The sequence below is a fragment of the Burkholderia pyrrocinia genome (genome assembly GCF_003330765.1).
GTDB lineage: Bacteria > Pseudomonadota > Gammaproteobacteria > Burkholderiales > Burkholderiaceae > Burkholderia > Burkholderia pyrrocinia_B.
Genome location: NZ_CP024903.1, coordinates 1,086,856 through 1,106,809, shown reverse-complemented (window position 1 = coordinate 1,106,809; position 19,954 = coordinate 1,086,856). Strand labels below are relative to the sequence as shown.

18 protein-coding genes are annotated in these 19,954 nt (G+C 62.6%); 9 read left to right on the top strand and 9 right to left on the bottom strand.

Features of this window, described 5'->3' with window-relative positions; genetic code table 11:
* Nucleotides 1-5: 5 nt before the first annotated feature.
* A complete protein-coding gene (locus CUJ89_RS22440) occupies nt 6-1,220 on the bottom strand; it encodes an FAD-dependent monooxygenase (RefSeq protein ID WP_114181508.1) in 1,215 nt (404 codons plus the stop codon).
* 170 nt (nt 1,221-1,390) lie between these two features.
* Here CUJ89_RS22440 and CUJ89_RS22435 point away from each other — a divergent pair, with 170 nt between their 5' ends.
* Entirely contained in the window at nt 1,391-2,335 is a 945-nt protein-coding gene (locus tag CUJ89_RS22435) for a LysR family transcriptional regulator (RefSeq protein ID WP_114179623.1), read from the top strand.
* 136 nt (nt 2,336-2,471) lie between these two features.
* Nucleotides 2,472-3,230 carry an SDR family oxidoreductase gene (locus tag CUJ89_RS22430; protein WP_114179622.1) on the top strand — a complete coding sequence of 253 codons (759 nt, stop codon included), beginning with the start codon at nt 2,472-2,474 and terminating at the stop codon, nt 3,228-3,230.
* 192 nt (nt 3,231-3,422) lie between these two features.
* Here the strand turns inward: CUJ89_RS22430 and CUJ89_RS22425 are convergent, their stop codons facing one another.
* Nucleotides 3,423-3,758, bottom strand: coding sequence for an H-NS family nucleoid-associated regulatory protein (locus CUJ89_RS22425; protein ID WP_201752386.1), 336 nt, complete (start codon nt 3,756-3,758; stop codon nt 3,423-3,425).
* 366 nt (nt 3,759-4,124) lie between these two features.
* On the opposite strand from CUJ89_RS22425, the gene CUJ89_RS22420 reads away from it, so the two are divergent.
* A complete protein-coding gene (locus CUJ89_RS22420) occupies nt 4,125-4,703 on the top strand; it encodes a TetR/AcrR family transcriptional regulator (protein WP_236655060.1) in 579 nt (192 codons plus the stop codon).
* A gap of 926 nt (nt 4,704-5,629) precedes the next feature.
* On the opposite strand, the gene CUJ89_RS22415 is transcribed toward CUJ89_RS22420, so the two are convergent.
* From CUJ89_RS22415 to CUJ89_RS22385, 7 genes are all read right to left on the bottom strand, one after another.
* Nucleotides 5,630-6,412, bottom strand: coding sequence for a class II aldolase/adducin family protein (locus tag CUJ89_RS22415; RefSeq protein WP_114179619.1), 783 nt, complete (start codon nt 6,410-6,412; stop codon nt 5,630-5,632).
* A gap of 114 nt (nt 6,413-6,526) precedes the next feature.
* The gene (locus tag CUJ89_RS22410) at nt 6,527-7,459 is read right to left on the bottom strand and encodes an electron transfer flavoprotein subunit alpha/FixB family protein (protein ID WP_114179618.1); all 933 of its coding nucleotides are present in this window, start codon (nt 7,457-7,459) and stop codon (nt 6,527-6,529) included.
* Between the two features lie 15 nt (nt 7,460-7,474).
* Nucleotides 7,475-8,224, bottom strand: coding sequence for an electron transfer flavoprotein subunit beta/FixA family protein (locus tag CUJ89_RS22405; RefSeq protein ID WP_114179617.1), 750 nt, complete (start codon nt 8,222-8,224; stop codon nt 7,475-7,477).
* Between the two features lie 30 nt (nt 8,225-8,254).
* Nucleotides 8,255-8,959 carry an ABC transporter ATP-binding protein gene (locus CUJ89_RS22400; protein WP_114178615.1) on the bottom strand — a complete coding sequence of 235 codons (705 nt, stop codon included), beginning with the start codon at nt 8,957-8,959 and terminating at the stop codon, nt 8,255-8,257.
* Nucleotides 8,960-8,967: 8 nt separating this feature from the next.
* Nucleotides 8,968-9,744: an ABC transporter ATP-binding protein gene (locus tag CUJ89_RS22395; RefSeq protein ID WP_114177825.1), complete on the bottom strand. Its 777-nt coding sequence runs from the start codon at nt 9,742-9,744 to the stop codon at nt 8,968-8,970.
* A gap of 24 nt (nt 9,745-9,768) precedes the next feature.
* Entirely contained in the window at nt 9,769-10,938 is a 1,170-nt protein-coding gene (locus tag CUJ89_RS22390) for an ABC transporter permease subunit (RefSeq protein ID WP_114177826.1), read from the bottom strand.
* Nucleotides 10,939-10,956: 18 nt separating this feature from the next.
* Nucleotides 10,957-11,907 carry a branched-chain amino acid ABC transporter permease gene (locus tag CUJ89_RS22385; RefSeq protein ID WP_114179616.1) on the bottom strand — a complete coding sequence of 317 codons (951 nt, stop codon included), beginning with the start codon at nt 11,905-11,907 and terminating at the stop codon, nt 10,957-10,959.
* Between the two features lie 535 nt (nt 11,908-12,442).
* Between CUJ89_RS22385 and CUJ89_RS22380 the strand changes: the two genes are divergently transcribed.
* Genes CUJ89_RS22380 through CUJ89_RS22355 form a run of 6 tightly spaced genes read left to right on the top strand, consistent with a single transcriptional unit; the run spans nt 12,443 to nt 19,880 of the window.
* Nucleotides 12,443-14,554, top strand: coding sequence for a hydantoinase/oxoprolinase family protein (locus CUJ89_RS22380; RefSeq protein WP_114179615.1), 2,112 nt, complete (start codon nt 12,443-12,445; stop codon nt 14,552-14,554).
* A gap of 2 nt (nt 14,555-14,556) precedes the next feature.
* Entirely contained in the window at nt 14,557-16,239 is a 1,683-nt protein-coding gene (locus tag CUJ89_RS22375) for a hydantoinase B/oxoprolinase family protein (protein ID WP_114179614.1), read from the top strand.
* An 11-nt stretch (nt 16,240-16,250) separates the two neighbouring features.
* Nucleotides 16,251-17,081, top strand: a complete 831-nt coding sequence (locus CUJ89_RS22370; RefSeq protein WP_114179613.1) for an NAD-dependent epimerase/dehydratase family protein — start codon at nt 16,251-16,253, stop codon at nt 17,079-17,081.
* Nucleotides 17,082-17,120: 39 nt separating this feature from the next.
* Complete coding sequence (locus CUJ89_RS22365; RefSeq protein ID WP_114179612.1) at nt 17,121-18,317, top strand: NAD(P)/FAD-dependent oxidoreductase; 1,197 nt, start codon at nt 17,121-17,123, stop codon at nt 18,315-18,317.
* A gap of 37 nt (nt 18,318-18,354) precedes the next feature.
* Complete coding sequence (locus CUJ89_RS22360) at nt 18,355-19,095, top strand: SDR family oxidoreductase (RefSeq protein ID WP_114179611.1); 741 nt, start codon at nt 18,355-18,357, stop codon at nt 19,093-19,095.
* A 32-nt stretch (nt 19,096-19,127) separates the two neighbouring features.
* On the top strand, nt 19,128-19,880 hold the full coding sequence (locus CUJ89_RS22355; RefSeq protein WP_114179610.1) for an SDR family NAD(P)-dependent oxidoreductase: 753 nt from the start codon (nt 19,128-19,130) through the stop codon (nt 19,878-19,880).
* Nucleotides 19,881-19,954 lie beyond the last annotated feature (74 nt).

Below are 19,954 nucleotides of genomic sequence, written 5' to 3'. Positions count from 1 at the left end.
TCGATTCAAAGCCACGTGCCGCCCTGCCGTTCGCTCGGCTCCTCGGCAAGCGCGTCGAAATCGTGAATCCAGTCCAGGTGATGCAGCACGCTGTCGCGCCCGGCAAGACGCGCGTTGCGCGCCTGCGCGGCCGGCCCGTCGGGCAGGTGCAGCACGTCGGCCGCGGAAATCGACGCGTACTGCACCTTGCGCGTACGGCCGCGACGCAGGCGCTCGTACGCTTCCTGCGCTTCGCGCCAGTTGCCCGGGCCTGCCTTCGCCAGTTGCGCCGCCAGCACCACCGCATCCTCGATCGATTGATTCGCGCCCTGCCCGTGGTGCGGCACCAGCGCATGCGCGGCGTCGCCGATCAGCGTCACGCGCCCGCGGCTCCAGCGGCCGAGCGGCGGACGATGAAACAGCCCCCAGCGCTGGCTGATCGGCACGGCGGTAATCATCTGCACCACCGCCGGGTGCCAGTCCCTGAACACGCGCAATTGCTCGCCCTCTTCCGACGGCATGACCCAGTCGCGCGACGGCCACGGTGACGGATGACGTTCGACCAGCAGGAAATTCTGGTCGCCGTTGTCGCCGATCGGATAGTGCAGCAGATGCCCGTGCGGCCCGACCCAGAACTGGATCGTGTCGGGATCGGGCAGCAGGTCCATGCGCGCGGCCGGCACCACGCCGCGAAAGCCCGAGCAGCCCGAATACAGCACATCGTCGTAGCCGAGCATCCAGCGCCGCGTGATCGAGCGCGCGCCGTCGGCGCCAATCACGAGATCGGCTTCGACTGGCTCACCATTATCGAAGCTCAGGACGACGCGATCCGGATGCTGCGCGAGATCGACCAGCCGATGGCCGAGGTGGATGCGATCGACGCCGACCGCCTTCGACAGCACGGCCTGCAGATCCGCGCGATGCACGCCCCAGTACGCGCCGCCGAATTGCCGGCGATAGTCGGGGTCGCCGCGATGATGGCCGATCACCGCGCCGCTGCGCCCGTCGCGATAAACGAGGCCCGGGATGTCCGCGCACACCGCGTCGAAGGCCTCGCGCAATCCCATGCGTTCGTAGAAGCGCGTCGCATTGGCCGACAGCGCGACGGCCGCGCCGACTTCGCGCAGTGCGTCGGTCTGCTCGTAGAGTTGCGCGTCGATGCCGTGCTCGCGCAAGGCGAGCGCAAGCGTCAGGCCGCCGATGCCGGCGCCGACGATCGCAATCTTCAGGTTCGTCTGCATGATGAAGGTGTCTCCGATATTCATTCAGATGGTGGGTCTGCGGGCTGCGCAGCGGTCATGTCGAATGCACGCGCCGTATCGGTATTTTCAGGAGTGGACTTTCATCCCGCAATAAAATGAAATGAATCTGCTTCATCACTGGATGGAATGAACCGGACAATGCGAACCCCATGGAACTGAGCGATATCGACCTCAACCTGCTGCTGCTTTTCCAGCGGCTGATGCAGGAGCGGCGCGTGTCGAGCGTCGCCGAGCAGATGAACATGAGCCAGCCGGGCGTCAGCAACGCGCTCGCGAAACTGCGCCGCCGGCTCGGCGATCCGCTGTTCGTGCGCGGGCCGGGCGGCGTGGTGCCGACGCCGTTCGCGCTGCGTCTGGCGGAACCCGTTTCGCACGCGCTCGCGACGCTGCATGCCGCGCTCAATCCCGAGACCGGGTTCGATCCGCTGCGCGCCACGCGCACGCTGACGATCGGCATGACCGATATCGGCGAAGTCGTGTTCCTGCCCGCGCTGCTCGAACACCTGTCGCAAGCGGCGCCGGGCATCGCGCTCAATACCGTCCGCAACACGAGCGTCAACCTCGGCGACGAAATGGCCGACGGCCGCGTCGATCTCGCGATCGGCCTGCTGCCGCAACTCAAGGGCGGGTTCTATCAGCGCCGGCTGTTCGATCAGCGCTATGTGTGCCTGTTCCGGCGCGGGCATCCGCTCGAGGATGCGCAGTTGACGGTCGATGCGTGGTGCGACGCCGGGCATCTGGTCGTGGTGTCGGCCGGCACCGGCCACGGGCAGGTGGACGAATGGCTGAGGCGGCGCCGCGTGAAGCGCCAGGTGCGGCTGACGTTGCCGCATTTCATGAGCGTGGGCTATATCCTGCAGCGCACCGACCTGATCGCGACGGTGCCGGAGCATCTCGCGCTGCAGCTCGCCGCGCCGTTCTCGCTGGGCTGGCGCGCGTTGCCCGTGACGCTTCCGGGCGCACCGATTCATATGCTCTGGCATGCGCGGGTCAATCAGGACGAGGGCAACCGGTGGCTGCGCGGCGTGGTGGTCGATCTGTTCGCGGAGACGGGTTCGCGGGCGCGGAAGGTTGCGCCCGGGCGGAAGACATAGCCGCGGTCATCGCGAAACCGGGCGCGCTGTACGATGTCGCCTTGAACAGGCGCACGGTGCGCTTCGAAACCATCGCAGGCGACGACATCGGTCACCCGCCGCCTCTTTCCTCAATCAACCAGCAGGAAATCAAGCCATGTCTGTCTCGAAGAAATTCGCCGCCGTCACGGGCGCCGGATCCGGCATCGGTCGCGCAGCGGCCATCGCGCTCGCCCAAGCGGGATTCACCGTCGCGCTGCTCGGACGCAACGAAGCATCGTTGCGCGAAACGCAGGAGGCAATCCGTAGCGCCGACGGCGACGCGCATGTGTTTCCCGCCGACGTCACCGACGAGGTGTCGGTCGAACATGCGTTTGCGCAGATCGCGCAGCAGTTCGGCCGGCTGGACGTGCTGTTCAACAATGCCGGACGCAACGCCCCTGCCGTTGCGCTCGACGAATACGAATTCGATGTGTGGAACGCCGTCGTCGCGACGAACCTGACCGGCGTCTTTCTTTGTGCGCGGGCCGCCTGGCGCCTGATGAAAGCGCAAACGCCGCAGGGCGGCAGGATCATCAACAACGGCTCGATCTCGGCACACGCGCCGCGCCCCGATACGATCGCGTACACGGCCACCAAGCATGCGGTCACCGGGATCACCAGGTCGCTGGCGCTGGACGGTCGTGCGTACAACATCGCCTGCGGCCAGATCGACATCGGCAACGCGGCGACATCGCTCACGGAACGGATGACGCAAGGGGTCCCGCAGGCCGATGGAAGCCTGGCACCCGAGGCACGCATGGACGTTACGCATGTCGCGAACGCGATTGTCCAGATGGCGGTGCTGCCGCTGGACACGAACATCCTGAACATGACGATCATGGCGACGGCCATGCCTTTCGTGGGTCGCGGATAAACACACGCTGCGGCCCGCCACGGGAGACGTCAACCGCGACAGCGGGCCGCCGTCCGAGCGTCGGGTCGTCGACCTGGCAGTGGCGCGGCGCCCGTTTCAACCGGTTCGAACAGCTGGGGAGGCGCGTCGACGCCATGCGCCTTCGCGTAGTCGTACGTGTCAGCCGCCGGGCGGCGCTCCCATCACGCTCCGTCAACGTGCCTTGGCTTTCTTGCCCGTGGACGAAGGCTTACATATGACGAACCGACGGCGGTCCTTGCCCCTGATCCAGAGCGGCGCATTGCCGCGCCCGCTCCACTCCTTCCCGCTCGCCGGGTCGCGATACCGCGCCGGCAGCACTGTCACGACGTACGCGCCTCGGCGGCCGTTGCGGCCGACCAGATCGCGATGCTTGATCGCATAGGTGTCCATCAGCGAGTGAACCTTCTCGATCGCATCGATGCGTTCACGCGCGCGTGCCCGCTCGATTTCTTCGTCCAGTTTCGCCAGCTCGGCAACGAGCTGCGCATAGGTCTTGCTCACGCTCATTTTCTGCTTCCTGCCCCGCATCCGTATCCGCATGTGAATCGACTTGATTCGCATGACTAACAGACTGTTTTACAACGCCCCGTTAGGGCGGCGTTCACTTGATCGCCAAGCGGCTCACCTCGGCACACCGGATAACGGGACGTGAGGAGATCGACAATCGCAGCGACGGTCTCATGCCGAAACGATCGTTCGCCCGAGGCGAGCCCCACTACGGACATTCGGCGGCACAATCACGCCCCGCGCTTCACATATCAAGTGATATATGAAACGCAATCGTAATGGTATCCATCTCAAATATCAACTGATATCCTTCCCGCCATGAACATGGCGCCCCTTCCCCCGCGGCTGAGCCGCGAAGAAAGTCGATTGCAGACCCGCGCACATTTGCTTGCCGCCGCGAAGCGGCTGTTTGTCGACCGGGGTTTCGGCGCCACGTCGCTCAGGGATATCGCAGCCGAGGCCGGCTACACGCAGGGCGCGTTCTATTCGAATTTCGCCAGCAAGGAGGCACTGTTCGTCGAGCTGATGCGGGAGCGCTCGACGACGCAAGTGGCCGACATCGCCCGGACGCTGAACGACCCGTCCGCGTCCGGGGAAGACATATTGAATGCGCTGGAAATCTGGTCGCAGACGGTCGATGCCGAGCCCGAGTGGTCGGTGCTGGGCGTCGAGTTCAAGCTTCAGGGGCGACGCAACCCTGCTTTTGCAACGGCGTCGCAGGCGTTGCTGGACGCCCACCGCGATGGCCTGGCCTATTGCATCGAACAGATTTTCGCCAGGCTGAAGAAAGTGCCGCCCGAATCACCGGCCGTCCTGGCCGTGTCGTTCATGGGGCTCTCGCAAGGCCTGTCACTGCAGCAGTCGATTTTGTCCGAGGTGCCGATCGGGCACATGATCATGGTGTTCCTGCGCAGCTTGCTGGCTGCGGCGGCGCCCGTGCGTTGACCTGCGAGGTTGCGGGCGACAAGGGGATGACCGGCTCCGCGACGGAGCCGGAACGCGAGTCGTAAGTTCGCACCCGCTGACGTGAATCTATCGCGCAGCACTTATGAGACGACCGTCAAGCATCCTGATCCGGAATCCGAGCGTTTTGAGATTCCTTGATGTGGATCGACATTCACGCATGCGCTTACTATTGACCTTTGACCCTGGAAATCTCCACTTCCGACCGGGACTAATTCTGGTTCAGGGTCACGCCTCTCCGTATCGAACGGATATTCGTACGAACCGTCCTCATCGGCCTCGAACGGAGAATCATCGCCACTGAGGAGTCTCTTTAAACGACGGCAACGCCGCAGCGCCGCATCGAAGCTATAGGATTCTCGAAAAAGAGTCATCTGCAACGATCGGCGACTCACGCCGAGTTGCACCGCTACCACTCCGATCTCCCACTCGTATGTTGGATATCTGAACATGCTCTGCGTGAGTGCCAATCCAAATCCAGATCTGGATCGCTGCAGAAAATCAGCCAGACGACTCCAATCGGGCTCAGTCGATATCGGCTGAATCGGCATCTGAACTTCGAGCCACCCAGTCGCGGCTCCCGTATGATCCGGAACCACCTCGACATCGAAAAGGTGTTCTGCAGGGACGAAAGTACAGCGGCTCCAATTACGCGCCCCTGCACTTTCGCCTCCAGCGATGACGTGGGACCCTCGCTCTGTCCTCCAGACCAGTGGAAACGGAAAACGCAGGGCTCCGAAGCGGAACCCGCGCGTAGAAGCAAACCGGTACACCTGCACGTCTCACCTGCACTGAACATGACTTCGGCAACATCTACAAGACAACGTCACCAATCGGAAACTGCGAGCGAGCATCCTTCGCTTAACCCGCTGCGGAACGCTCTCATTCTCTCGAACGTCTACTGCTCGTCAGACGCGATAGCCGCCGCCGTCTCGCTCAAGAAGTCGCAGCAGCGCCGTCCACTCCCGGTCGAGGTGAACCGTGTCCAGGTACGCGTAATCGTCGTGTTGCTTTGCTGCGTACTCGCACACTTCCGGCGAAGGAATCGTCACCTTCTGCCCCGCCGACAGGGTCGCGACTTGAATCTCGCACGCTTTGTTCAAGTAGTACATCCGAGTGAAGGCTTCAGCAACCGAACGACCGGTCGTCAACAGGCCGTGATTTCGGAGAATCAGATAGTCTTTTTCATCAATCGATTTAACGATGCGTTGGCGCTCGTCGAGATCAAGCGAGATACCTTCGTAGTCGTGGTACGCGACACGATTGTAGAACTGCATGCTGATCTGGTTGAGCGGCAGCAAACCGCACTCCATCGCAGCGACTGCCATGCCGAATGTCGTGTGAAGATGCACGACACACTCCACATCGTGCCGCGCCTGATGGAGCGCGCTGTGGATCGTGAAGCCCGCGGCATTGACTTCGAAGCGATCGTCACCGATCGGATTCCCGTTCACATCAATCTTGACGAGCGACGATGCCGTAATTTCGTCGAAGAACCACCCATGCGGATTGATGAGGAACTGATCGTCGGTGCCCGGCACGCGTGCCGAGATATGTGTGTAGATGAGGTCTGTCAGCTCAAACTTCGCCGCCAGACGATACGCGGCCGCGAGTTGCACACGCGTCTCCCATTCCACCTGGGAAATATTGCGCGGCTTGCGATTGATGTGCGGATCGGTAGTGGAAATCATGAGAATTACTCTCCGTTAAAGACCGCGATTGCAGGTAACAATCGGAAGTCGATGGGTAAGCGCGAATTCCGAATACATCCAGGATTGGAATTCGCTAGAAATTGAATAACTGCCTTAAAGGGTGTCGACCAACACAGGGACGACTTCAAACAGATCGCCGACGAGGCCATAGTCGGCCACGCTGAAGATCGGCGCTTCCGGATCCTTGTTGATCGCCACGATCACCTTCGAATCCTTCATGCCGGCCAGATGCTGGATCGCACCTGAAATACCGACCGCGATGTACAACTGCGGCGCGACGATCTTGCCGGTCTGGCCGACCTGGTAGTCGTTCGGTACATAGCCGGCGTCGACCGCCGCGCGCGACGCGCCGAGTGCCGCGTTCAGCTTGTCGGCCAGCGGCTCCAGCACCGTCGTGTAGTTCTCGCCGCTGCCCAGACCGCGGCCGCCCGACACGATGATGCTTGCGCTGGTGAGTTCCGGACGGTCCAGCTTCGTCACTTCACGGCTCACGAACTGCGACTTGCCTGCGTCCGCTGCCGCTTCGATCTTCTCGACCGCCGCGCTGCCGCCAACGGCCGCCACCGGATCGAAGCCCGTCGCGCGCACCGTGATCACCTTGATCGGGTCGCTCGACTGCACCGTCGCGATCGCGTTGCCCGCGTAGATCGGGCGCTCGAACGTGTCGGCCGAATCGACCGCCGTGATGTCCGAGATCTGCGCGACATCCAGCTTCGCCGCGATGCGCGGCGCGATATTCTTGCCGTAGGCCGTCGCCGGCGCGAGGATGTGCGAGTAGTCCTTCGCGATGTTCAGCGCGGTCGCCTCGACGTTTTCCGCGAGGCCCGCTTCGAGTTGCGGCGCATCGGCCAGCAGCACCTTCGAAACACCTGCAATCTTCGCTGCGGCATCAGCTGCGCCTTGCGCGTTGTGACCCGCAACCAGCACGTGAATGTCGCCGCCGATCTTCGCTGCCGCCGCCACCGTGTTCAGCGTCGCGGCCTTGATCGACGCGTTGTCGTGTTCCGCAATCACCAGAATCGTCATTTCTTTCCGCTCCCTTTACAGCACCTTGGCTTCGGTCTTCAGCTTCTCGACCAGCGTCTTCACATCCGGCACCTTCACGCCGGCTGCGCGCTTCGGCGGCTCGACCACCTTCAGCGTCTTCAGACGCGGCGCGACGTCCACGCCCAGGTCTTCCGGCTTCACGATTTCCAGCGGCTTCTTCTTCGCCTTCATGATGTTCGGCAGCGTCACGTAGCGCGGCTCGTTCAGGCGCAGGTCGGTCGTGATCACCGCCGGCAGCGTCAGCGACAGCGTTTCCGCGCCACCGTCCACTTCGCGCGCAACCGTGGCCTTGCCGTCGGCGACCGTCACTTTCGACGCGAACGTCGCTTGCGGCAGGCCGGCCAGCGCAGCCAGCATCTGGCCGGTCTGGTTCGAATCGTCGTCGATCGCCTGCTTGCCGAGGATCACGAGCGAAGGCTGTTCCTTGTCGACCAGCGCCTTCAGGATCTTCGCGACGGCCAGCGGCTCGACGCCGTCGTTCGACTCGACGAGGATCGCGCGATCCGCGCCGATCGCCAGCGCCGTGCGCAGCGTTTCCTGCGCCTGCGTGACGCCAACCGACACGGCGATCACTTCGGTCGCCACGCCCGCTTCCCTCAGGCGCACGGCTTCTTCAACGGCGATTTCGTCGAACGGGTTCATCGACATCTTTACGTTCGCGATGTCGACACCCGTTTGATCCGACTTCACGCGGACCTTCACGTTGTAATCGACCACTCTTTTCACTGGCACCAAAATCTTCATCTCTGTTTCCTTACGTAAAACTGAAATCGACTATTCACCCAGATACGCGGCCCGCACCTTCGGATCGTCGAGCATCTGCTTCGCGTCGCCTTCCATCGTGACCGTGCCCGAATCCATCACGTAGCCGCGGTCGGCCGCCTGCAGCGCGAGGCGCGCGTTCTGCTCGACCAGCAGCACCGTGATGCCTTCCTTCGAGATCTCGCGCACCACTTCGAAGATCTTCTCGACCATGATCGGCGACAGCCCCATCGACGGCTCGTCGAGCAGCAGCAGCTTCGGCTTGCTCAGGATCGCGCGCGACATCGCCAGCATCTGCTGCTCGCCGCCCGACAGCGTGCCCGCGAGCTGCGTCGCCCGTTCCTTCAGGCGCGGGAAGAAGCCGAACATCCGCTCGACGTCCTTCTTGATCTGCTCGTTGTCGTTGCGCAGGTACGCGCCCATCTGCATGTTCTCGAGGATCGACATCCGCGCGAAGATCCCGCGGCCTTCCGGCACCATCGCGAGGCCGCGCTTGAGCAACTCGTGCGACGGCACGCCCTTGATCGACTTGCCGTCGTACTCGATGTCGCCCGCCGAATACGGCTTCAGACCCGTGATCGCCTTCATCGTCGTGGTCTTGCCCGCACCGTTCGCGCCGATCAGCGTCACCAGCTCGCCCTGCTGGACTTCCATGTCAACGCCCTTGACGGCCTGGATGCCGCCGTAGTTGACCTGCAAGCCCTTGATTTTCAACATCGCTGCCATCAGTGCACCCCTGCGCCGAGATATGCCTCAATCACCTTCGGATTCTTCTGCACGTCCTGCGGCAGACCCTCGGCGATCACCTTGCCGTAATCGAGCACCGTCATCCGGTTGCACAAGTGCATCACCAGCTTCACGTCGTGCTCGATCAGCAGGATCGTGCGGCCGTCCGAGCGGATCTTGTCGAGCAGGCGCGTGAGTTCGACCTTCTCGGTCGCGTTCATCCCGGCCGCCGGCTCGTCGAGCGCGAGCAGCTTCGGGTCGGTGGCCAGCGCGCGCGCGATTTCCAGCCGGCGCTGGTGGCCGTACGACAGGTTGCGCGACGTGTAGTCCGCGTACTGCAGCACGCCGACGTATTCGAGCAGCTCGATCGCGCGTTCCTTGATCTCGCGCTCTTCCTTGCGTTCGGCCGGCGTCTGGAACACCGCGCCGAGCAGGCCATGCTTGGTGCGCACGTGGCGGCCCACCATCACGTTCTCGAGTGCCGTCATCCCGCCGAACAGGCGGATGTTCTGGAACGTGCGCGCGATGCCGGCCTTCGCGACCTGGTGCACGGCCGTCGGCGTGTAGTTCTGGCCGTCCAGCTTGAAGTCGCCGGAGTCCGGCGTGTAGAGGCCCGTGATCACGTTGAAGAACGTCGTCTTGCCGGCGCCGTTCGGGCCGATCAGCCCGTAGATCTCGCCTTCCTTGATCTGCAGGCCGACGTCGGACAATGCCTGCAGCCCGCCGAAGCGTTTGTTCACGCCCTGCACGGACAGTCGGATTTGCTTGTCGCTCATGTGTATATCCCCTGTGTCCGTAGGTTAAGCGCGCACCGGCTTCTTGCTGGCGCGCTTCGCCAGTTTCGCGATCCTGTCCTCATGCTTCGGCGCGGGCCACAGGCCTTCCGAGCGGTACAGCATGATGACCACCATCGCGAGGCCGTACAGCGCCTGACGGATCACTTCCGTATCGACGATGTCATGACCGAACAACGCATGCTGCAGCGGGCTCATCGTCGAGCGCAGGAATTCCGGGAAGATCGCGAGCAGCACCGCGCCGAGGATCACGCCGGGGATGTGGCCCATGCCGCCGAGCACCACGCACGCGAGCACCACGATCGATTCCCAGAACGTGAACGATTCGGGCGACACGAAGCCCTGGAACGAGCCGAACATCGCGCCCGACAGGCCGCCGAACGACGCGCCCATCGCGAACGCGAGCAGCTTCACGTTACGCGTATTGATGCCCATCGCCTTCGCCGCGATCTCGTCCTCGCGGATTGCCGCCCATGCGCGGCCGATACGCGAGTGCTGCAGGCGCGTACACACCCAGATCACCAGCAGCGAGCACAGCACGAACAGGTAGTAGTACAGGTAGACCGACGGCAACTGGATGCCGAACAGCGAGTGCGTCTGCGCGAGACTGAAATCGCCGACGTGCACCGGATCGATGCCGGTGATCCCCTTCGGGCCGTTGGTGATGTTCACCGGACGGTCGAGGTTGTTCATGAAGATCCGGACGATTTCACCGAAGCCGAGCGTCACGATCGCCAGGTAATCGCCGCGCAGGCGCAGCGTCGGCGCACCGAGCAGCACGCCGAAGGTGGCCGCGACCGCCATCGCGATCGGCACGATGAAGTAGATCGGCACGTGCAGGCCGCCGGGCGCGAGGTTCGCGATCCACTCGAACTGCGAGGTCAGGTGCGGCGAGCTCAACAACGCCGCCGTGTACGCGCCCACCGCGTAGAACGCGATGTAGCCGAGGTCGAGCAGGCCGGCAAAGCCGACCACCACGTTCAGGCCCAGCGCGAGCATCACGTACAGCATCGCGAAGTCGAGCACGCGGACCCAGTAGTTGCCGCCGGCCGAGCCGATGATGATCGGTGCCGCGATCACGAAGGCCGCGGTCAGGATGCCGATGATGACGGTCTTCGCGGTGTTGCGCTCTTCGACGAGCGACGTCGAGGATTCGATCGGTTGAATGGATGTCATGTTGTTTGCTCCCTTCCGTTACGCGCGATCCGCGACACGTTCGCCCAGCAGGCCCGACGGACGGAACACCAGCACGATGATCAGCACGATGAAGGCGAACACGTCCTGGTAGTTACTGCCGAATACGCCGCCCGTGAGGTTGCCGATGTAGCCGGCACCGAGCTGCTCGATCAGGCCGAGCAGCACGCCGCCGACCATTGCGCCGCCAAGGTTGCCGATCCCGCCCAGCACCGCTGCCGTGAACGCCTTCATGCCGGGGATGAAGCCCATGTAGAAGTGCACGTTGCCGTATTCGGACGCGATCATCACGCCGGCCAGCGCGGCGAGCGCGGAGCCGATCATGAACGTCGCGGAAATCACGAAGTTCGGGTTCACACCCATCAGGCTCGCGGTATTCGGGCTTTCGGCGATCGCGCGCATCGCGCGGCCGAGCTTGGTCTTGTGCACGAGCAGCAGCAGGCCGCCCATCACGATGAACGCCACCGCGATGATCACGATTTCGGTCACCGAGATCACGGCGCCGGGCGTCGTGTCGGTCGCCTTGATCACGTTGATCGGGTCGGTCGGCAGCAATTGCGGGAACGGCAGCGGGTTGCGCGACCAGATGATCATCGCGGCGGTCTGCAGCAGGATCGACACGCCGATCGCGGTGATCAGCGGCGCGAGGCGCGGCGCGCGGCGCAGCGGCCGGTACGCGACCCGCTCGATCGTGAAGCCGACGAACGCACAGACGACCGCGGCGATACCCAGGCCGATCGTCAGCGTCGCGACGTTGCCGAGTCCGGGGAAATGGTTCTGCAGCACGGTAATGGCCGACAGGGCGACCATCGCGCCGATCATCAGCACGTCGCCGTGCGCGAAGTTGATGATGCCGAGAATGCCGTACACCATCGTGTAACCCAACGCGATGATGGCGTAGACACTGCCGAGCACCAGCCCGTTGAGAACCTGCTGAATGAAAATATCCACCGACGCTCCATAGCGCCCCTTTTAACGGGGCCAAATTGAACGAACCCGCCAGCGCCAATCGCTGACACAACGACGCAAGACAGGCCCCTTCAGGGAAGCATTCCAACAGGGCCACCTCTCCCTTCCCGCTCCCCGGCCGCGACGCTTCTTCGTCGCCCTCAAAAATCTCCGAAAAAAATAGTTTTTGCAAATTTTACGTGTCGCGTATAGTTGCGAACAGGGTTGACGCGGCTTACCACTCACGACGCCACACCCAAAATAAATACTTATAAAACAGTACGTTACTATAAAAATGGAGAGCGAAACGGGGATCCGGAGGCGAAAATTAATTTATCTATGTTGACATCAATGTAAGACGTCACTCATCATATGTCAACGAGCAAAAACAGCAACTCAGCACTCGTCGGAGACCGGTGTGCCGGGTCGGCAAGGATCGCGATGGGCAGCCTCCACTGCTCACCACAATCCGGTGTTCGTAATTTGCGAATCTGCCTGGCAGACGTCAGGCGCATGAATGGGTTTAAACAGGAGAGTCATGGTGGCCAGTCACGACAAGGCGCGAGTCGGTGTTGATATCGGCGGGACCTTTACCGATGTTGCGCTCGAGCTCGGCGGGAAGCTCTTTTCCACCAAGGTCCTTACGGACTACACAGCGCCCGAGCGCGCGATCATCAAAGGCGTCAGCATCGTCGCAAGCAAGGCTGGCATCGAGCTGAAGGACATCGGCGTCATCATTCACGGGACGACGCTCGCCACGAACGCCCTCATCGAGCGACGAGGTGCAAAAACGGCCTTCATCACGACGGAAGGATTCCGCGACACCATCGAGATGCGGACCGAAAACCGGTTCGAGCAATACGATCTGAACATCAAGCTTCCGCCACCGCTTATCGAGCGCTGTGACCGCTTCACGCTGAGCGAGCGCGTCGATGCACAAGGCGGCGTTCTGCTCGCCCCGACAGAAGCACAAATCGATCGCGTCGTGGATCGCATCGAGCAAGGCGGATACGAGAGCGTCGCGATCGGCTTCATTCACGCATACGTCAACGGTGTGCACGAACGCATGATGCGCGACGCAATCGAGAAGCGACTGCCGCATGTATCGGTTTCGATTTCGAGTGAAGTCTCGCCGCAGATCCGCGAGTTCGAGCGCTTCAATACGGTCTGCGCGAACGCCTATGTCCGCCCGATCATGAAGTCGTATCTGGACCGTCTGCTCGACCAGGTCCGTGCGGCCGGCGCCGTGTGCCCCATCTTCATCATCCACTCCGGCGGCGGTATCGTGTCGGTCGAAAGCGCATCGGAATTCCCGGTGCGCCTCGTCGAATCGGGGCCGGCTGGCGGTGCAATCTTCGCTGCACACATCGCCGCGCGATACAGCCTGGACACCGTCCTGTCGTTCGACATGGGTGGCACGACGGCCAAGATCTGCCTGATCGACGATTTCACGCCCAAGACCGCCAACACGTTCGAAGTCGCGCGCACCTATCGCTTCAAGAAAGGCAGCGGCATGCCGATTTCGATCCCGGTCGTCGAGATGGTCGAAATCGGTGCGGGCGGCGGCTCCATCGCATCGCTCGACGTGATGCGACAGATCCGTGTCGGCCCCCACAGCGCCGCGTCGGAACCGGGCCCCGCGTGTTACCAGCGCGGCGGCATGCAGCCGACCGTGACGGACGCCGACCTTCTGCTCGGCCGCCTCGACCCGAACAACTTCGCCGGCGGCTCCATTCCCTTGTCGACCGACGACGCGTCCCGCGCCATGCTCGGCGACGTTGGCACCGCACTGTCGCTCAACCCGGAAGAAGCGGCCTACGGTGTCGCGGAAGTCGTCGACGAGAACATGAGCAATGCTGCCCGCGTGCACGCAGTCGAGAGCGGCAAGGACATCGGCGATTACACGATGATCACGTTTGGCGGAGCCGGCCCGTTGCATGCGGCACGGCTGTGCGAGAAAAGCGGCATCAGGAAGTTCATCGTGCCGCCCGGCGCCGGCGTGGGTTCGGCGATCGGTTTCCTGCGTGCTCCGTTCGGCTATGAAAGCGTCCGCAGCGTCAGCATGCGCTTCAATGATTTCGACGCGAACGTACTCAACGAGATCGTCGAGCAACTCGGCACCGAGGCAGACCATTTTGCGCGCCAGGGATCGGGCGATGTCGAGCCCGTGGTCGAGGTGAAAGCATTCATGCGGTACGTCGGTCAGGGATGGGAAATCCCCATCGCGATTCCCTATCGCCGGTTCGGCGCAGAGGATCGCGCCGCCTTCTCAGAACTGTTCACGAAGGCCTATACCCAGTTCTTCGGTCGACCGATTGACGGGCTGGATATCGAGATCGTGAGTTGGGCGGTCAAGGCAAGCTCGCCCCTCCCGCCGGTGGAACGCCTGCAATGGGTCGATGGCCTCGACCCGGTCAGCGCATCGAAGACCCGCAAGATCTTCGATGCGGCACTGCATCGCTTCGTCGAAGCAGCCATCGTCGAGCGCGGCACGCTGGGCGTGGGCGAAACCGTCGTCGGACCGGCCATCATCGTCGAGCCCGAGACCTCGACCCTCGTCACGTCCTCGTTCAACGCCACCGTACAGCCCGACGGTTGCCTGCTCGTGACGTCCAAAGCATTGACCGCTGCTACCGCGAATCAGGAGTAATCATGCCTCTCAACAATATCGACACCATCCACATGCAGGTCATGTGGAACCGCCTGATCTCCGTCGTCGAGGAACAGGCGATGGCATTGATCCGCACCGCGTTCAGCACCAGTGTGCGCGAAGCGGGCGACCTGTCCGCCGGTATCTTCGACAAGCGCGGACGCATGCTCGCACAGGCGGTCACCGGCACGCCGGGTCACGTCAATACGATGGCGGAAGCCGTCGAGCACTTCATGAACGAGATCGGCGTCGACCGGATGTACGAAGGCGACGTCTACCTGACCAACGACCCCTGGCGGGGAACGGGCCACCTGCACGACTTCACGGTCGTGTCCCCGTCGTTTCTCGATGGCGAATTGATTGGCTACTTCGCGAGCACCGCACACGTGGTGGACATCGGCGGACGCGGGTTCGGCCCGGATTCGCGAGAAGTCTACGAGGAAGGTCTCTTCGTCCCGATCATGAAGCTGATCGAGCGCGGCGAAGTCAATCGCGATCTCATCAACATCCTGCGCAACAACGTTCGCGAAGCGGACAAGGTCGTCGGCGATCTCTACGCGCTCGCGTCGTGCAACGAGACGGGCCACAAGCGCCTGCTGGAGATGCTGCGGGAATTCGACCTCAAGGATGTCGAGGGCATTGGCGAATTCATTCTCGCTCGCAGCCGCGAAGCGACTCTCGAACGAATCGCCGCGCTACCGAAGGGCACGCAAGTCAACGAAATGACGCTCGACGGCTACGACTCGCCGGTCAAGCTGAACGTCACGTTGACGGTCGCCGACGACCACCTGCTGGCCGACTTCGCCGGAACGTCGCCAGCGAGCCCGTTCGGGATCAATGTCCCGTTGCTGTACGCGAAGGCGTACGCGTGCTACGGGCTGAAATGCATCATTGCCCCCGAAGTGCCCAACAACGCGGCTTCGCTCGAGCCGTTTCGCGTACAGGCGCCAGCGGGCTGCATCCTGAACGCGCAGCGCCCGAGCCCTGTCGCCGTTCGGCACGTGCTTGGACATTTCGTTCCGGATCTGGTCCTGGGCGCACTCGACAAGATCCTGCCGAATCGCGTCCCGACCGAAGGTGCTGGCGCACTGTGGAATCTGCACGTGAGCGCCCGGCCGGTTCGCGAGGGCTCGGGGCTCAAGGGCGCCGAGATCCTGATGTTCAACAGCGGCGGTACCGGTGCGCGCGCCGAGCTCGATGGTCTGTCGGCGACGGCATTTCCGAGCGGTGTTCATGCGATGTCGGTGGAGGCGACCGAACAGGTCGGACCGATCGTCGTGTGGCGCAAGGAAATGCGTTCCGGCTCGGGTGGCGCAGGCAAGCACCGCGGCGGTCTCGGCCAGATCGTCGAGATCGGGCCGCGGGCCGGCTATCAATTCCGCTTCAACGCGATGTTCGACCGCATCGACCATCCCGCACGCGGCCACGCCGGCGGCAAGCCCGGCGCAGCCGGACGGGTTGAGCTGTCCGACGGTACGAAGATGAAGGGGAAAGGCACGCAGGCGGTCGGCGAGTATCAGCGCGTCGTCCTGTCGCTGCCCGGTGGCGGTGGCGTCGGTTCGCCGGAACAACGCAGCAAGGAAGAACTGCTGCGCGATATCCGCAACGAATACATCTCCGAAGCGCAACTGCGCGACGACTACGGCCTCACGCTCGACGCGCTGAATGCGTCGGTCAACCAATAAGGAGCATCCCCATGACTGACATCACCAAACCGCCGTTCAAAAACATCCTGATCACGGGCGCCGGCGGTGCGCTGGGCTCCGTCCTGCGTGAATCGCTGCGCCCCTATGCCGAGACGCTCAGCCTGAACGGTCGCCAGTCGCTCGGCGAAGTGCGGGAAAACGAACAGCACTTCATTTGCGACCTCGCCGATCGCGACGCGGTATTCGAGATGCTGAAAGGCGTCGACATGGTCATCCACATGGGTGGCGCACCGCGCGAGAACACGTTCCAGGTCATTCTCGACTCGAACATCGTCGGTAGCTACAACATCTACGAAGGCGCTCGCCAGGCTGGCGTAAAGCGCGTCATCTACGCGAGCTCCGTGCATGCGATCGGCTTCTACGAATGCACCCAGACGATCGACTCGAACGCCCCGCAGCGCCCCGACAGCCTGTACGGCGTCAGCAAGACGTTCGTCGAGAATCTGTCGCGCTATTACTTCGACAAGTTCGGCATCGAATCCGTCTGCCTGCGGATCGGTTCGTGCTTCCCCAAGCCCGTCGACCGCCGCATGCTGGCCACCTGGCTTTCATATGATGATTTTTCGCATCTGTGCATCCAGTCGCTGATGACGCCGAGTGTCGGCCATATGATCGTGTACGGTAACTCGAACAACAGCGCCAACTTCTGGGACAACACGCAGGCCGCCTACCTCGGCTATCGCCCGAAGGACACTGCTGACGTCTATCGCGCCGAGGTCTACGCGAACACGGGCGCGCCCGATCCGCGCCATCCGGCAGTCCGTTTTCAAGGCGGCCAGTTCGCAGCCGACGGACACTTCGAAGATCCGAAGGTCGATTGAGCATCCCTACCCGGCACGCTATTTTTGGAAGGCAAAGAGATGGCACAGCAAGTAACAAAGACTCACTATGACGTGATCATCGTGGGTGGCGCCGTAGTCGGGAGCGCAACGGCGTATTTCCTCGCGAAGAATCCCGACTTCAATGGCTCGGTGCTCGTCGTCGAACGCGATTGGACCTACGCCCAGTCCGCGACGGCTTTGTCGAGTGCATCGATTCGGCAGCAGTTTTCGAATCCGCTGAATATCAGGATCTCGCAGTTCGGGACGGAGTTCATTCGCAATTTCCATGAACTCGTCGAGGTCGACGGCGATGCGCCGGAACTCGGCTTCAAGGAAAACGGCTACCTGTATCTCGGCGATGCGGCCGGTGCGCCGATGTTCGAGCGCAACTATCAGACGCAGCGGGAAAACAGTGCCGATGTCGTGCTGCTCGATCCGGAACAGCTCAAACAGCGCTTCCCGTGGCTCAACACGGATCAACTGGTTAACGGCGTTTACGGGCAAAGCGGCGAAGGCTGGTTCGACAGCTACGGCCTGCTCCAGGGCATGCGCCGCAAGGCGCGTTCGCTCGGCATCGAGTACATCGAGAACGAGGTGGTCGAACTCGTCCGCGAGGGATCGCGCATCACCGGCGTGAAACTCAAGAGCGGCGAGACGATCGGATGCGGCCTGATAGTCAATGCCGCCGGCACGCGCGGGCCGGCGATGGCCCGACTCGCGGGCCTGGACATTCCCGTCGAACCGCGCAAACGGTGCCTCTTCGTGTTCGACTGCCGCACGCCGCTCACGGGTACGGTGCCGCTCACGATCGACACGACGGGGATCTTCTTTCGACCGGAAGGCAAATACTATCTGACGGGTTGCTATCCGGATCCGGATCCGCTCGCGGACGTCAACGACTTCGACGTCATTCACTCGGAATTCGAGGAAATGATCTGGCCCGCGCTCGCTGAACGCATCCCGGCATTCGAAGCCATCAAGGTCGTCAACGCCTGGGCGGGGCACTACGATTTTTGCGTGCTAGACCACAACGCCATCATCGGACCGCACCCCGAGGTCACGAATTTCCTGTTCGCCAACGGCTTCAGCGGCCATGGACTGCAGCAATCGCCTGCGATCGGCCGCGGCCTCAGCGAGCTGATCACCTATGGCGAATACCGGTCGCTCGATCTCGGGCCGCTGGGCTATGAGCGCGTCGTCGAGAATCGGCCGTTCCTCGAGGAAGGCGTGATTTGAATTCGCCCGGATATACGGAACAACGAAAGGCAAGACCATGAATGCTCAACCGTACAAAGTTGCGCTCGTCACCGGCGCATCGAGTGGCATCGGACGTGCGATCGCACACCGGCTGGCCAAGGAAGGTTTGAAAGTCTATGCGCTCGGGCGTGACGCCGTTGCGCTCGACGCGCTGGCGAAAGAATGCGGCGCAACGCCTATTGCGGTGGATTTGCAGGACACGTCACCGCTGCAGGAGTTGTTCAACCGCGTCGAGATCGACGTGGTCGTCAACAACGCCGGGCTTCTGCCGGCAATCGCGAAATTCGGCGAATGTTCGCCGAACGACATCGACCGCATGATCGACGTCAATCTGCGGGCACCGCTGCGCATCGCGCAAATGTCCCTCGACGGCATGCTGAAGCGAAAGCGCGGCCACCTGTTCTTCATCGGCTCCAGCGCCGGCCGTTTTCCGCATCCGAACACCGCGGTGTACGGCGCCACGAAGGCCGCGATCAGCATGTTCTGCGACTCGCTGCGCTGCGACCTGCTCGGCAGCAAGGTTCGCGTGACCGAGATCGCGCCGGGCCGGGTGCAGACGAGCCTGTATCGCACCGCACTCGGCGAGGCCGGCGCGAACGAGAAATTGTACGACGCGTATCGCTCGATTCAGCCGGAACACATCGCCGAGCTGATCGCAACCGCCATCGCGCTTCCCGACTACGTCGACGTATCGAGGATGGAAGTGTTCCCGACGGACCAGGCGGCGGGCGGTTCGCAAATCGTGTCGGTCAGCTAGTCACCGTCTTTCGGAATGGAGAAATCTGAATCATGAAGAATCAACGCGTTGTAATCGTCGGGGGCGCATCCGGCCTCGGTCTGTCCGTCGCAAAATTGATGCTGGCCGACGGCGCCGAGCGTATCGCACTCGTCGACAAGAACGGTCCCCTGCTCGAAGAAACCGTCCGTAACCTGACGGCAGAAGGCCACCGGGTCTTCGGTGCCGAAGGCGACATCACGCGCCGGGATTCCGCCCATGCCGTGTTCAAGCAGGCGCTCGAAGCCCTCGGCCGCGTGGACTGCCTCGTTAACAGCGCGGCAATCTATCCGCGTCGGCCGCTGCTGGAAATTTCGGATGACGAATGGGATCTCGAAAACGCAGTCAACATCAAGGGTACCTATCACATGATGGTTGCCGCGATCGAGCACATGCGCACGCGCCCGAAGGTTGAAGCGCACGTGGCGGGCCGCATCGTGAACATCACGTCGGTCGACGCGTTCAAGGCGCATCCGCAAAACGGACACTATGCCGCCACGAAGGCCGCCGTCGTCAGCCTGACCAAGTCGTTCGCTGAAGAAGTCGCGAAGGACGGCATCCTGGTCAACTCCGTCGCACCGGCAGGCTTCGCAACCGAGCGCGCGAAAAAGCTCGGCTTCCTCGGCGAACTCGCAGCGGCCAACCCGCTCGGCCGGGCCGCGGAACCCGAGGAAATCGCGCAGTGGGTGGTGATGATGGCAAGCAGCCGCAACACCTATGCGACCGGCGAGAACGTGATCGTCAGCGGCGGCTATATTTACGCATGACGTAAGTCAAAGAACCGGCGCTCGCCTCGCCCGAGTCGGCAGGGCGGGCGCCGGCGACACCTGCGAGTATGCTA